This is a genomic window from Pseudomonas sp. NPDC099000 (assembly GCF_044759925.1).
GTDB lineage: Bacteria > Pseudomonadota > Gammaproteobacteria > Pseudomonadales > Pseudomonadaceae > Aquipseudomonas.
Genome location: NZ_JBIWAF010000018.1, coordinates 25,894 through 40,153, shown reverse-complemented (window position 1 = coordinate 40,153; position 14,260 = coordinate 25,894). Strand labels below are relative to the sequence as shown.

11 protein-coding genes and 2 pseudogenes are annotated in these 14,260 nt (G+C 60.5%); 7 read left to right on the top strand and 6 right to left on the bottom strand.

The window, feature by feature from the left end; all coding sequences use genetic code 11:
* Position 1: 1 nt before the first annotated feature.
* The 3 genes from ACIQV9_RS19855 (at position 2) to ACIQV9_RS19845 (ending at position 3,438) form a co-directional block, all read left to right on the top strand.
* Positions 2-256, top strand: a complete 255-nt coding sequence (locus tag ACIQV9_RS19855; RefSeq protein WP_403104723.1) for an HU family DNA-binding protein — start codon at positions 2-4, stop codon at positions 254-256.
* Between the two features lie 234 nt (positions 257-490).
* Positions 491-2,362 carry a SurA N-terminal domain-containing protein gene (locus ACIQV9_RS19850; protein ID WP_403104721.1) on the top strand — a complete coding sequence of 624 codons (1,872 nt, stop codon included), beginning with the start codon at positions 491-493 and terminating at the stop codon, positions 2,360-2,362.
* 239 nt (positions 2,363-2,601) lie between these two features.
* Positions 2,602-3,438 carry a DUF2242 domain-containing protein gene (locus ACIQV9_RS19845; protein ID WP_403104719.1) on the top strand — a complete coding sequence of 279 codons (837 nt, stop codon included), beginning with the start codon at positions 2,602-2,604 and terminating at the stop codon, positions 3,436-3,438.
* 347 nt (positions 3,439-3,785) lie between these two features.
* Here ACIQV9_RS19845 and ACIQV9_RS19840 read toward each other — a convergent pair whose 3' ends face one another.
* Together ACIQV9_RS19840 and ACIQV9_RS19835 are read right to left on the bottom strand one after the other, a co-directional pair.
* Positions 3,786-4,826: an AraC family transcriptional regulator gene (locus ACIQV9_RS19840; protein ID WP_403104718.1), complete on the bottom strand. Its 1,041-nt coding sequence runs from the start codon at positions 4,824-4,826 to the stop codon at positions 3,786-3,788.
* A gap of 3 nt (positions 4,827-4,829) precedes the next feature.
* Positions 4,830-5,960 carry a carbon-nitrogen hydrolase family protein gene (locus tag ACIQV9_RS19835; RefSeq protein ID WP_403104716.1) on the bottom strand — a complete coding sequence of 377 codons (1,131 nt, stop codon included), beginning with the start codon at positions 5,958-5,960 and terminating at the stop codon, positions 4,830-4,832.
* 208 nt (positions 5,961-6,168) lie between these two features.
* On the opposite strand from ACIQV9_RS19835, the gene ACIQV9_RS19830 reads away from it, so the two are divergent.
* Both ACIQV9_RS19830 and ACIQV9_RS19825 read left to right on the top strand, forming a co-directional pair.
* A complete protein-coding gene (locus ACIQV9_RS19830; RefSeq protein WP_403104715.1) occupies positions 6,169-8,208 on the top strand; it encodes an FAD-dependent oxidoreductase in 2,040 nt (679 codons plus the stop codon).
* A gap of 189 nt (positions 8,209-8,397) precedes the next feature.
* Positions 8,398-9,324, top strand: a complete 927-nt coding sequence (locus ACIQV9_RS19825; protein ID WP_403104713.1) for a 1-aminocyclopropane-1-carboxylate deaminase/D-cysteine desulfhydrase — start codon at positions 8,398-8,400, stop codon at positions 9,322-9,324.
* Positions 9,325-9,487: 163 nt separating this feature from the next.
* Here the strand turns inward: ACIQV9_RS19825 and ACIQV9_RS19820 are convergent, their stop codons facing one another.
* From ACIQV9_RS19820 to ACIQV9_RS19810, 3 genes are all read right to left on the bottom strand, one after another.
* Entirely contained in the window at positions 9,488-10,036 is a 549-nt protein-coding gene (locus ACIQV9_RS19820; RefSeq protein WP_403104711.1) for a cytochrome b, read from the bottom strand.
* Between the two features lie 258 nt (positions 10,037-10,294).
* Positions 10,295-11,122 (bottom strand): phosphonoacetaldehyde hydrolase, encoded by an 828-nt coding sequence (gene phnX / locus ACIQV9_RS19815; RefSeq protein WP_403104709.1) that lies wholly within the window; start codon positions 11,120-11,122, stop codon positions 10,295-10,297.
* Positions 11,123-11,247: 125 nt separating this feature from the next.
* Positions 11,248-12,357 (bottom strand): 2-aminoethylphosphonate--pyruvate transaminase, encoded by a 1,110-nt coding sequence (locus tag ACIQV9_RS19810; protein ID WP_403104707.1) that lies wholly within the window; start codon positions 12,355-12,357, stop codon positions 11,248-11,250.
* Positions 12,358-12,472: 115 nt separating this feature from the next.
* On the opposite strand from ACIQV9_RS19810, the gene ACIQV9_RS19805 reads away from it, so the two are divergent.
* Positions 12,473-13,336, top strand: a complete 864-nt coding sequence (locus ACIQV9_RS19805) for a LysR substrate-binding domain-containing protein (protein WP_403104705.1) — start codon at positions 12,473-12,475, stop codon at positions 13,334-13,336.
* 103 nt (positions 13,337-13,439) lie between these two features.
* Here ACIQV9_RS19805 and ACIQV9_RS19800 read toward each other — a convergent pair.
* Positions 13,440-13,535: pseudogene (locus ACIQV9_RS19800) on the bottom strand (LysR family transcriptional regulator); the annotation flags it as partial.
* Here ACIQV9_RS19800 and ACIQV9_RS19795 point away from each other — a divergent pair.
* A pseudogene (locus tag ACIQV9_RS19795) lies at positions 13,507-14,136 on the top strand (MFS transporter); the annotation flags it as partial. The pseudogenes ACIQV9_RS19800 and ACIQV9_RS19795 overlap by 29 nt on opposite strands.
* Between the last annotated feature and the right edge of the window lie 124 nt (positions 14,137-14,260).

Sequence of the window (14,260 nt, the reverse complement as noted above, 5' to 3'; positions counted from 1 at the left end):
GATTGATGCTATCGCTGCATCCGATGATATCCCGAAAGCTGCTGCTGGCCGTGCGCTGGACGCTGTAATCGAATCCGTCACTGGCGCTCTCAAGGCTGGCGACTCTGTTGTTCTGGTTGGTTTCGGTACCTTCTCCGTTACCGATCGTCCAGCTCGCATTGGTCGTAACCCACAGACCGGTAAGACGCTGGAAATCGCAGCAGCCAAAAAACCAGGTTTCAAAGCCGGTAAAGCACTGAAAGAAGCTGTCAACTAAGTTCGCTTCAGGTTTTTGCCTATCCGGGTCGGGGTCAAGCCTGACCTGGCAGCGGAGCGGTAGTCCAGTCGGCGAGTCGCCGATCCGAGACGCCGAGGCTCGCAAGTTCGAGTCATCGGTCCGCTCCGCCAGTTACGAGAAGGCGCATCCTCGGATGCGCCTTTCTTCTATCCGGATTCTACCCACGCTCCACGGTTGCCTAATTTTTGAAGTTCAACCGTTTCTGGGGGACGCATGCTGCAGAATATCAGGGACAATTCACAAGGCTGGATTGCCAAGACCATTATCGGGATCATCGTTGTACTGATGGCTTTCACCGGTATCGAGGCCATTTTCCAGGCGACGACCAACAGCCAGGATGCGGCCAAGGTCAACGGCGAAGAAATCAGCCAGAACGAGCTGAGCCAGGCGGTCGATATGCAACGCCGTCAGCTCATGCAACAGCTGGGCAAGGATTTCGATGCTTCCTTGCTCGACGAAAAAATGCTGCGCGAATCGGCGCTCAAAGGCTTGATCGATCGCAAACTGCTGCTGCAAGGCGCAGAAGAATCGAAATTCGCTTTCTCCGAAGCGGCTTTGGACCAAGTGATCCTGCAAACGCCTGAATTCCAGGTTGATGGCAAGTTCAGTCCTGAGCGCTTCGATCAGGTGATTCGTCAACTCGGCTACAGCCGCATGCAATTCCGCCAGATGCTGGCTCAGGAAATGCTGATCGGGCAGCTGCGCGCTGGCTTGGCGGGTAGCGGTTTCGTCACCGATGCACAGGTTCTGGCGTTCGCCCGTCTGGAAAAACAGACCCGCGATTTCGCTTCCCTGAACGTCAAGGTTGACCCGGCAGCGGTGAAGCTGACCGACGATGAGGTCAAGGCCTACTACGACGAACATGCCAAGGAATTCATGACGCCCGATCAGGTTGTCATCGATTACCTGGAATTGAAGAAGTCTTCCTTCTTCGATCAGGTCGCCGTCAAGGACGAAGAGCTGCAAGCGGCGTATCAGAAAGAAATCGCGAACCTGTCCGAGCAACGCCGGGCTGCGCACATTCTGATCGAAGTGAACGACAAGGTGACCGAGGCGCAAGCCAAGGCCAAGATCGAAGAAGTTCAGGCGCGTCTGGCCAAAGGCGAGAAATTCGAGGCACTGGCCAAGGAATTCTCCCAGGACCCGGGTTCGGCGAACAACGGCGGTGACCTGGGCTACGCAGGCCCTGGCGTCTACGACCCGGCATTCGAAACCGCGCTGTATGCGTTGGCCAAGGATCAGGTGTCGGCACCGGTTCGCACTGACTTCGGTTTCCACCTGATCAAGCTGTTGGGCGTTGAAGCACCTGAAGTCCCGACGCTTGCCAGCCTGAAAGACAAGCTGACCCGCGAGCTGAAAACCCAGCAGGTCGAGCAGCGTTTCGTCGAGGCGACCAAGCAACTGGAAGACTCGTCGTTCGAAGCCTCCGATCTGGCTCAGCCGGCGCAGGACCTGAAGCTCACTGTTCATACATCCAAACCGTTCGGCCGTGAAGGTGGCGAAGGTGTTGCGGCCAACCGTGCCGTGATCACTGCTGCGTTCAGCCCTGAAGTGCTGGATGAGGGTGCCAACAGCACCGCCATCGAGCTCGATCCGGAAACCGTGATCGTGCTGCGCGCCAAGGAGCACCTGAAGCCTGCGCAACTGCCGCTGGAAAGCGTCAATGCCAGCATTCGTGCGCAGTTGGCCAAGGAGCACGCCAGTGCTGCCGCCAAGACCAAGGCTGATGAGTTGATCGCCAGCCTGCGCGACGGCAAGACCCCGCTGGACAAGGCGATCGACGGTCAGAACTGGAAATTGACTGAAGCGGCTACGCGCGCTCAGGAAGGGATTGACCCAACGGTGCTGCAAGCGCTGTTCCGCATGCCCAAGCCTGTCGCCAAGGACAAGCCGACCTTCAGCAGCGTGACCCTGGCCGATGGTAGCCTGGTGATCGTGCGCTTGAACGGTGTGAACGAAGCCGCCGCGCCGACCGACGAAGAGAAGGCCCAGTACCGTCGCTTCCTCGCCTCGCGCATTGGCCAGCAGGACTTTGCGGCCTATCGCAAACAGCTGGAAAGCCAGGCCGAGATCAAGCGTTTCTGATGTTTGACTGAGTTGCCCGTTCCACAAAGACCCCGGCCGAAAGGCCGGGGTTTTTTATGCGCGCGATTTCGAGGCTGGATCCGCTTCCACACGAGATCCTTTGACCTGGCCTGGAACGGGACTTTTTCCCGTAACTGACAGTCAGTAGACTTGTAAATGTTTTAAGACACTAATCGATGCTCCGCTAAGCATCGATCTGTTGCACAATACGCCCCGGACCGTTTCCCTCAGGATGTTCAATGTTTAAATCAATTCCCATGCGTGTTGCCGGGCTGGCGCTGTTGCTGGCCGCTGCTGCCGGCTGCTCGTCGAAGAAAGCCCCCATATATGAGCATGAGAACTTTGATGACTCCGGGACGTTTTCGCGCAATTACCCGGTGACCGATGCGCAGACCTGCGAAGCCGCCCGTCGGGCGTTGCTCAGTCAGGGCTACATCATCACCAGCGCTGACCCGAAACTGGTCAGCGGCCACAAAAGCTTCCAGCAGACCGGCGAGACCCACATGGAGATCAGCTTCAGTGTGGTCTGTGCCGATGACGGCAGTGAGGGCCATCATGCGACCATGTTCGCCAACGCCCTGCAGGACCGTTATGCGCTGAAGAAAACCAATAACTCCGCCAGTGTGGGTGTGGGCGTGCTGGGTTCGGTGTCGATGCCGATCGGTTCCTCCGACGATTCGATGGTCAAGGTTGCCAGCGAAACCGTCTCGTCGGCCAAGTTCTACGAGCGTTTCTTTGCGCTGGTGGAGTTGTTCCTGCCGCCGGAAGCGAAAAAGGCTGCACACATCCCCGAGAAACCCAAGACTGACCTGGGCATGCCTGAAGCCAAGGCTGCTCCGGCGCCTTTGGCCCCAACGGCGGCCCCTGCTGCGGAGCCAGCGCCAGCGCCTGCGGCTGAACCTGCTCCAGCACCCGCTGCCTCGGAGCCAGTCGCACCACCGCCTGAAACAGCGCCGATCACCCCGGTTGAAAACCCGGAACCGGCTCCGTCCCCGGAAACTGTTACACCGCCGCCGCAATCAAGTCTGCCGCCACCGAGCGAGCCTATTTCGGCCATGCCTGGCGCCAGCCAGTAATCGATATACATTTCGGGACCTTGTCAGATGACACCGTCCCCGAAATGGCTTTTAGATTGATCCGCGTCAACCCGGGCTGCAGTTCTGCATCCTCTATCGAAAAAATCCTGTGATAAATTCCTGACCGCCTGCTACGTTTTATAAGTAGCCGCTGAACGGCGTGCCTGCGTCATTTTTCTTTCACGCGGGCACTTTATGCTCAAGGCGTTGGTCATTTATTCAGGCATTTTTTAAACGAGCGGTAGGGGGATTTCACGATGGACGATTATCAAGAAGAGCTGCTCGAGTATCAGGCGTTTGAACTGGACCCGTTGGAGCCAGCGGAAGACGCTACAGAGTTGTAAGCATCACGCGGATTGGCGATGGCTGCGGCGGAATTCGCCAGGTGTCTGGCCGTTCCAGCGTTTGAAGGCGCGTTGGAAAGCTTCGGCTGAGGCAAAACCCAGCAGGTAGGCGATTTCACCGAACGCCAGTTCCGTGTCGCGAATGTACGTCATGGCCAGGTCGCGGCGCGTGTCATTGAGAATGGCGCGAAATTGCGTACCTTCTTCGGCGAGTTTGCGACGCAAGGTCCAGGTCGGCAGCTTCAGGCGTGCCGCCACTTCTTCCAGGTCGGGTTCCCGGCCACCATTGAGTAACGGCCCCAGCAACTGAGTGATGCGTTCACGCAGGCTGCGGGTGCGCGTCAGTTGCTCCAGTTCCCGCTCACAGAGTTGCAGCAAGTGTCGCCAGGTACTCGGGCAGTGCTCCGGGTTGCGCTGGGCGAGGCTGGCCAGACTGAGGCGCAATTGATTCTGTTCGGCGCCGAACTGAATCGGACAATCGCCCAGCGCGGCATACGCTTCACGATAATCCGGTTCGGCAAACTCAATCTCGATCCGTTCGGCGCGAAGCGGGGCAGGGCTCAGGCTGGACAATTGATGTAACCAGCCGGCGATGATCGAATCCACCACGAAGCGGTTGTAGGCGTTGTAAGGGCTGATGGAATAGAACCGCAACCACGCGCCCTGAGCGTCTTCATGAAAGCTCGACTGGCCACGATAGTTGGAGCCATACAAGGCTTCAAAACGAATCAGGCAGCGCGCCGCTTCTCGAACTGTCGGTGCCTGAGCGGCGGTGACCCCGGCCAGTCCGGCCTGACTCAGTCGACTGAGCCGGCCCATGCGCAAACCCAGCGCCGGGTCGTCGGTCAGTTGAATGGCGCCGTGGCCCAGGCGCATGTAGCGCGGGATCGACAGCCGGGCCCCCGCTTCGGCCAAGCGCGCGGCATCGAGGCCGTATTGCTCAAGCAGCGGTTGCGGGTCCACACCGTGGCTGAGCACGGCGTCGGCCAGGCTGTGAACAAAGCCCACTGACAGATCCCCAAGGCGCATCGGCAGCGGCTTCATGGGTTACAACCAGAGGTTCAGCAAGCGCGCGCCACGGGCGTTGCCGTCGGCGAATTGCTGGCCGTTGTTGCTGAGAAAACTTTGCCCCGCGCTGCCCTTGTCCCAGAACTGACCGCGCAGGAACACGCTAATGCCGGCAATGGCTTGGCTGCTGGGCGGTTGGCCGGTCAGTGTCAGACGATGCCAGGCCTGGCCTTCACTGAGTTCACCGGCCTTGAGGCTGACGGAGCCGGGCGTCGACAGCCCCTTGTAACCCCGCCACGGTTTGTCCCAGGTGTCGCGGCCGACGACATACGCGGGAACAGCCACCAAATGGGCGCCCTGAGCGTCGAGTTTGCGGTAGTTGTCCGGGTACCAGCTGTCGCTGCCGATCAGTACACCCAAGCGTCCGGCCGGGGTGTCGACGACGTTGAGCGTATGCTCGCCATTGGCTTCGATAACGTCTTTTTCAGCGAAGACCGGATGCATCTGGCGTTGCGGCTGGCCTACCGGCAGCCCGTCGCGACCGAACACCACGCTGCTGTTGTACAACGCACCACGGCCGACTTTCAGCGTGCCGTCTATGATGCTCGGCTCGGGCAACACGATAGTACCGGCCACCAGGGTCACGTTGAACGCCTTCGCCAGCCCTCCGAACAGTGCCTGATAATCCTTGGCCATGCCCTTGGCCTTCATCCGCAAGTGAGCGTCGTCGAGACGGCTTTCGCCCTTGGCACTGATCAGCGCACGGACGAACTGCACGGGATTGCTCACCGCCAGCCAGTTCATGGCTTCCTTGAGTGTGGTCGCCTGGTACAGCTCATCCTTCTCGCCGCTGACCATCAGCCAGGTGCCGATGTGTTCGGGCAGCACGACGATAGTCTTTTCATTCAGCAAGCCCTGGTTCTGGGCCTGCTGCAAATAGGCCGCGAGTTTGCGGTGCAGGCGTTCGGGGCTTTGATAGTCGGTGGGGAACAGCTCGGGCTGGATGCCCAGCAGATTGCCGCGATCGGCGGGTGTGCCTTGATCGACCGCGAGATGGATGCGCAGGTCCGACAGGTAATGACCCACTGGACGGTCCGCGGCCCACATGGCGTAGGTCGTCAGGGCGGCAATCAATGCCATGGATAAAGTCAGGTACAGAAGTTTGCGCATGGAAAACAGTCGACAGCCGTGTGCAGGGTTCGCGCCTAGGGTAGGGCGCATGTCGGCGCTTGCCAAGGGGCGCTGCACATTTGGATCAATAAGTTGTCAGTTTCGGTCATTGAGCGACAGGGGCGCGACTCTTAGTCTGTCGAACATGACTGACGGGGGCCGAAGAGCTCCTGCATATTTTCCGTGATCGCTCGATGTGGAGTTACAAATGGCCGCCGCTCATTACCCGCACCTGTTGGCCCCGCTGGACCTGGGATTTACCACGCTGCGCAACCGCACCCTGATGGGTTCGATGCACACCGGTCTTGAGGAAAAGCCTGGCGGTTTCGAACGCATGGCGGCGTACTTCGCCGAGCGTGCTCGCGGCGGTGTCGGCCTGATGGTCACCGGTGGCATTGGTCCGAACGATGAGGGCGGGGTGTATTCCGGCGCGGCCAAACTGACCACCGAGGAAGAAGCGCTCAAGCACCAGATCGTGACCCGCGCGGTGCACGAGGCGGGCGGCAAGATCTGCATGCAGATCCTCCATGCCGGTCGGTATGCCTACAGCCCGAAACAAGTCGCGCCGAGTGCCATTCAGGCGCCGATCAACCCGTTCAAGCCCAAAGAGCTGGACGAGGAAGGCATCGAGAAACAGATCAGCGATTTCGTCACCTGCTCGACCCTGGCGCAAAAAGCCGAGTACGACGGCGTCGAGATCATGGGTTCGGAAGGTTATTTCATTAACCAGTTCCTCGCCGCCCACACCAACCATCGCACCGATCGCTGGGGCGGCAGCTACGAAAACCGTATGCGCCTGCCGGTGGAGATCGTGCGCCGTGTACGCGAAGCGGTCGGCCCGAACTTCATCATCATCTTCCGCCTGTCGATGCTCGACCTGGTGGAAGGCGGCAGCACCTGGGAAGAAATCGTGACCCTGGCCAAAGCCATCGAGCAGGCCGGCGCCACCATCATCAACACCGGCATCGGCTGGCACGAAGCGCGGATCCCGACCATCGCCACCAAAGTGCCGCGTGCAGCGTTCAGCAAAGTCACGGCCAAGCTGCGCGGTTCGGTGAACATTCCACTGATCACCACCAACCGCATCAACACCCCGGAAGTGGCCGAGCAGATCCTGGCCGAGGGCGATGCCGACATGGTGTCCATGGCGCGACCGTTCCTTGCCGACCCGGATTTCGTCAACAAGGCGGCCGCTGGCCGTGGCGATGAAATCAACACCTGCATCGGCTGCAACCAGGCGTGCCTGGATCACACCTTTGGCGGCAAGTTGACCAGCTGCCTGGTGAACCCGCGTGCTTGTCATGAAACCGAACTCAACTACCTGCCGGTGCAGCAGATCAAGAAAATCGCCGTGGTCGGTGCCGGCCCTGCGGGCTTGTCTGCTGCAACCGTAGCGGCGGAGCGTGGGCACTCGGTGACGCTGTTTGATTCGGCCAGCGAGATTGGCGGCCAGTTCAACATCGCCAAGCGTGTGCCGGGCAAGGAAGAGTTCTTCGAAACCCTGCGATATTTCAACCGCAAACTGCAAACCACCAACGTCGAGGTGTGCCTGAACACTCGTGTCGATGTGGCGAAGCTGGTTGAGGGCGGTTACGACGAAATCATCCTGGCCACCGGCATCGCCCCAAGAACCCCGGCGATTCCGGGCGTTGAGAACGCCAAGGTGCTGAGCTACCTGGACGTGATCCTCGAGCGTAAACCGGTGGGCAAGCGTGTCGCGGTGATTGGCGCGGGCGGCATCGGTTTCGACGTGTCGGAGTTCCTGGTTCACCAAGGCGTGGCCACCAGTCAGGACCGCGAAGCGTTCTGGAAGGAGTGGGGCATTGATACACACCTGGAAGCGCGCGGCGGTGTTGCCGGCATCAAGGCTGAACGCCATGCGCCTGCGCGTGAAGTGTTCCTGCTGCAACGCAAGAAATCCAAGGTCGGTGACGGCCTCGGAAAAACCACGGGCTGGATTCACCGGACCGGTCTGAAGAACAAGCAGGTGCAGATGCTCAACAGCGTCGAATACTTGAAGATTGATGATGAAGGCCTGCACATCCGCATCGGCGAAACCGGTGAACCGCAGGTGCTGCCGGTGGACAACATCGTGATCTGCGCCGGGCAGGATCCGCTGCGCGAATTGCAGGAGGGTTTGGTGGCCGCGGGGCAGAACGTGCATTTGATTGGTGGTGCGGACGTGGCGGCAGAGCTGGATGCCAAGCGGGCGATCAATCAGGGTTCGCGTTTGGCTGCTGAGTTGTAATCAACTCAATCCCTGTGGCGAGGGGGCTTGCCCCCGTTGGGCTGCGCAGCAGCCCAAAAACCATGCTACTTGGTGTGTCAGACATATCTGTTTGAATGATTTTACGGCTGCTTCGCAACCGAATGGGGGCAAGCCCCCTCGCCACAACGGCTGTTAAGATGCTGGCTCTTAACCCCAGAGCCAGCATCGATGTTTCTCCCTCCCAACCACTGGCTCCCCCAAGCCCCGCTCCATCCCCTTCACCTCGACTGGCTCACAACCGCCAACATCGAAGTCGCCATCCTGCGCCTCGACCAGATCGATCCACTGATCAGCGGCAACAAGTGGTTCAAACTCATCGAGCACCTCAAAGCCGCTGACCAAGCCGGTGCCCAAGGCATCATCAGCCTCGGCGGTGCGCATTCCAATCACCTGCACGCACTGGCCGCCGCCGGCAAACGCTTCAATTTCAAAACGGTCGGCCTGCTGCGCGGTCATCCTCAGGAAACGCCGACGGTAAAGGACTTGCAAGCGTTCGGCATGCAGTTGCATTGGCTGGGTTATGGCGGGTATCGCGCGCGGCACGAACCGGGTTTCTGGCAGCCATGGCAGGCGCAATATCCCGACCTGCACCCGGTGCCCGAAGGTGGCGGTGGTTTGCGTGGGGCACATGGCTGCATGCAGCTGAAGGCAATGGTCCTCGAGCAACTGGGCCACCTGGGCTGGAGCGATTACGACGGTTGGTGGCTGGCTTGCGGAACCGGCACGACCCTGGCCGGCCTGGCGCTGGTCGAGGCGGGCGAACATCCGGTGTATGGCGCGCTCGCAGTGCCCGACGATCATGGCGTGGCACACCAGGTTGAATCGATCGTCCGAGAGGCGGGTTTGCAGGAGCCGGTTTATGAGCTGTTCGATGCCAGCCGTGGCGGCTTTGCCAAAGTCGATCCGCTGTTACTCGACTTCATCGGCCAGACCGAGCAGGCCACGGGTATCCCCCTCGAACCGTTGTACACCGGCAAGGCTTTGCTGATGCTAAAGCAGCAGGTCGAGGCTGGAACATTTGAAAAGGGTGCACGCCTGATCTTCATCCACACTGGCGGTTTGCAGGGTCGCCGGGGGTTCCACCCCAAAACCTGAAGCACACATCACACCCTGTGGCGAGGGGGCTTGCCCCCGTTGGACTGCGCAGCAGTCCCAAAGCCGACGAATCCGGTGTGTCAGGCTCGACACGGTTGCAGATTTTGGGGCCGCTTCGCAGCCCAACGGGGGCAAGCCCTCTCGCCACAGGAATCAGTGTTTTTCACCCACGCTTGGGCATCATCCGCAGCAGCGTGTTATCGCGCACCACATAGTGGTGATAAATCCCCGCCGCCGCGTGCAGGCCGATCAGCCAGTACCCGATGGTGCCACCGAGCTCATGCCAGCCCTCGATTTGCTTGGCCAGCTCTTTGTCTTCCGGGATCAGCAATGGCAGGTCGAAGCCGTAGAACATCACCTGATGCCCCTTGGCGCTGGTCACCAGCCAGCCGAGAATCGGCATCGCGATCATGAAAATGTACAGCGCCCAGTGCATCAGCCTGGCCAGCACGGTCTGCCAGTGCGGCGAGGCCGGAAAGATCTGGGGTGCCGGGCCCAGGCTGCGCGCGAACAGCCGCAGCCAAACCAATACAAACACCGTCAACCCAAGCATGAAGTGCGATTCGGTGATCAGCGTCCGGCCACCGCTGCCTTTGGGAAAGATCCCGCGAAATTCGATACAGGCGTAAACCAGCGCCAGCAAAACCAGCATCAACCAATGCAGCGCGATCGACACGGTGCTGTAGCGTGAGTCGGAATTCTTCCACGGCATACAGTGTTCCTCACAGGTCGGCCACCGTTCTTGGTCGACGGTGTTCCTAAACTGTAAGCCTGATTCGACGGGTCTGCCTGATCCTGGTAAAGGTTCAATGCGCTGGTTCAGGCTACAGACAGAAAAAAGCACCGCTATCCCTTGTAGGAGCGAGGCTTGCCCGCGAAGACGTCTGAACATTCAGCAGGGATGTCGGCTGGAAGGACGTCTTCGCGGGCAAGCCTCGCTCCTACAGGGAACGCGGTGCTTTTGGGTGGATCAGCTGCTTTGCGGCATTTCACCCTTGGCCAGACGCTTGTTGATGTCGGCGATCACCTCCGGCAAGTCGGTGATGGTGTCGATCATGTAGTGCGGCCGCGAGCCTTCGAACATCGCGTGGATGCGTTTGCGTTCACTGTCGAGTTGCTCGCTGCCCAGGGCGCGGAAACCTTCGTAGTCCAGACCCAGCGCGTTACCGGAGCAGATCAGCGCCACGGTCCACATGCCGGCGCGACGCCCTTCGAGAATGCCCGGCACGGTGTCGTCGATCTTCACGCAGGCCGCGACGTCGTCGATGCCCAGCGCAATCACGTTGGCCAGCGCCTGGGCCGGCCATGGGCGGCCGTTCGGCACTTCGTCGGTGGCGACCACGTGATCGGCCACGTAACCGTTGGTGGCGGCCAGTTCGACCACCTTGTCCATGACCTGTTTCGGGTAGCCGGAGCAGGAACCGATCTTGATCCCTTGTTGACGCAGGTTGGCGATGGTGTCCAGTGCGCCCGGAATCAGTGCCGAGTGCTCGGCGATTTTCTCGATCTGCAGCGGCATGAAACGCTTGTAGATGGCGGTGACATCATCGTCGGTCGGGGTGCGGCCGAACACGGCACGATAACGCTCGGCAACTTCCGGCTGATTGCACAAGGTGCGAATGTGGTCCCACTTGCCCATGCCCATCGGCCCGCGGGCCTCTTCGATGGAGATCTGGACGTCGAACTCGGCGAAGGCTTCGACAAAAATCTGCGTCGGCGCGAACGAACCGAAGTCGACCACGGTGCCGGCCCAGTCGAGGATGGCGGCCTGGAGTTTGGTTGGGTTTGTGTAGTTCATATGTTGTGTCCCTTGTAGGAGCGAGGCTTGCCCGCGAAGAACGATAATTCGGTGTGTCTGAAGAACCGCGTCGTCTGCATTCGCGGGCAAGCCTCGCTCCTACAGGATCAGCGGTGTCTGCTCATTCACATATCTAGGACTTCCATCTCGCGCAGCACTTCGGCCACGGCCGCCACGGCCGCGTGCATCTCGACTTGGTTGACGTGCCCGATGCAGCCGACGCGGAAGGTTTCGACCTGGGTCAATTTGCCGGGGTAGAGAATGAAACCCTTGGCCTTGACGCGTTCGTAGAATTCCTTGAACTGGTAACGCGGATCTTTCGGCGCGTGGAACGTGACGATGATCGGGGCCTGGATCGCGGCTGGCAGGAAGCTGCGCAAGCCGAGCTTGGCCATGTCATCGAGCAGCACCTGGCAGTTGTTGGCGTAGCGCTGATGCCGCGCGGGCAAACCACCTTCTTCGTTGTATTGCAGCAGGGCTTCGTGCAGCGCGGCGACCACATGGGTCGGCGGCGTGAAGCGCCATTGGCCGGTCTTGGCCATGTAGGTGTGCTGGTCAAACAAATCCATGGCCAGGGAATGAGAGTTGCCGGCCGCGTTGGCCAGCGCGTCTTTGCGGGCAAAGACAAAACCCATGCCCGGCACGCCTTCCAGGCATTTGCCCGAAGCGGCGATCAGCGCGTCGAAGGGCACCTGTTGTGCGTCGATCGGCAAGGCGCCGAAGGAACTCATGGCGTCGATGATCAGGCGTTTGCCGTGTTGCGCGATGACGTGGGCAATCTCTGGCAGCGGGTTGAGGATACCGGTGCTGGTTTCGCAGTGAATCAGCGCAACGTGGGTGATGCTGGCGTCGGCGTGCAGCAGACGGTCGACGTCGGCGGCGGTGGTCGGTTCGTCTTCGGCGGTTTCGAAGGTGCTGAAGGAGCGGCCGAGCACTTCGCAGATTTTCGCCAGGCGTTTTCCGTAGGCGCCGTTGATCAGCACCAGCACTTTGCCGTCGCGGGGCACCAGCGTGCCGATGGCCGCTTCGACCGCGAACGTGCCGCTGCCTTGCAGGGGCACGCAGTGATGGCTGTCGCCGCCATTGATGATTGCCAGCAATTGCTCGCACAGGCTGGCGGTCAGTTGATTGAAGCGGTCATCCCATGAACCCCAGTCGACCATCATCGCCTGACGGGTGCGGGCCGATGTGGTCAGTGGGCCGGGGGTGAGCAGGATTGGCTCGGCAGTGCTCATTCTTGTGTCCTCGCAAAAGCTCTCTGTGGGATGAAGCTACGGGACATAAATTGCAATTTCGGGTGCTATCAATCAAATTGTTTGTTGTTATGCCAGCCATCAGTGAGAGTTATCCATGAACCTGTTCCAGCTTCGAGCCTTTGACGCCGTGGCCCGCGAAGGCAGCTTCACCCGTGCGGCCGAGCGGCTGTTCATCAGCCAACCGGCGGTCACCGGGCACATCAAGGCCTTGGAAGAGCACTACCAGATCACCTTGCTGCGCCGCACCGCGCGACGAGTGGAGCTGACTGAAGAGGGCACCAAACTGGCGGCGATCACCCGGGCGATGTTCGGCCTGGCCGAAGAAGCGCAGGTGCTGCTGGAAGCGAATCGACAGTTGCTGACCGGACGCCTGGAAGTGGCGGCGGACGGGCCGCACATGGTGATGCCGATGCTGGCCAGCCTGCGGGCGCGGTATCCGGGGATCACGGTGAATCTGCGCTTGGGCAATGCTCAGGAAACGTTGGCGGCATTGTTGTCCGAGCATGCCGACGTGGCGGTGTTGACCGAAGTCGAGCCGCGTAAAGGCCTGCATTTGCAAGCATTGAGCGAATCACGGATTTGCGCGCTGGTGCCTGAAAGCCATCCGTGGGCCAAGGCGTCCAGGGGTGTGAAGCTTAAGGAGCTGGACCAAGTGATTATGGTCTTGCGTGAACCGAGTTCGATTACCCGACGGACTTTCGATGAGGCTTGCGCGACGGCGTCGGTCAATCCTCGGGTGTTGCTGGAGTTGGACAGTCGCGAAGCGGTAACCGAGGCCGTGGCGGCCGAGTTGGGCGTTGGCGTGGTGTCGTCGGTGGAGGTCAGCCACGACCCGCGGGTGGCGGCGGTGCCGATTATTGGTGAAGGGTTGGTTAACCGGCACATGATCGGGTGCATGGAACGGCGGCGGGATTTGCGTTTGATCCGGGCGTTTTTCGAGTTGGCGCCGGTCAGGTAGACCGAGGCGCAGCTATCGTGAGCAGGCTCGCTCCCACAGGGATTTTGTGAGCGCTGGAGATCCAATGTGAGAGTGAGCCTGCTCGCGATGAGGCCGGCCCTGTCTACACAAGACTCTCGCGAACCATCTCCAGAAACGTCGCCACCACCCGCCGAGAACTCTGCTCGCGCAAGCACACCACAGTGCTGGTATTGGACCTGGCGTATTTCCTGTTGAAACCGGCGCGCTAAGCGATTCTGCTCTGGGCGCCGGTGATCGTCTTCGAGCAAATGCCCTCGGTGGGCAAGGTGGGCGCGGCGATCATTCCCACTGCGTTCGAGCTGGCCGGGTTGCTTGGGCCGATCCTGCTCGGCCTGGCTTCGGACAAGCTGTTCGGCGCCCGGCGCATGCCGGCCTGCGTGATCAGTCTGTTGGCACTGACCGTTTCCCTGGCGTTGTTCATGGGCGCTCTGCACACCGGCAGCGTCTTGTTAGTGGTGGCGCTGCTGTTCGTCATGGGCCTGACCCTGTACGGACCGGATTCGATGATCAGCGGTGCGGCAGCGATTGATTTCGGCACCGCCAAGGCGGGCGCCACGGCCGCCGGGTTCGTCAACGGTTGCGGCTCGGTCGGGGCGATTCTCGGCGGATTGCTGCCGGGCTACTTCGACTCGGTCACTGTGTTCATCGTCTTCGCCGGCTGCGCGTTGTTCTGCGCCCTGGTGCTGATCCCCCACTGGAACAGCCGTCCGGCGGGTGTGCGCGTCGAAAGCGCTTTCGTGCCGAACCAGGCAATGACCGTAAAACCCCTGCGTACCTGAGGAGTAACCGATGAGACCTTTCTGGCTGGAACAGGCGTCGGGTCGCCTTGCAACTGGGCGTGAGGATTCACGAGAACACGGCGATGACCGGGCTTGATGAAGGACGGCCTGCGGGATTCAAACC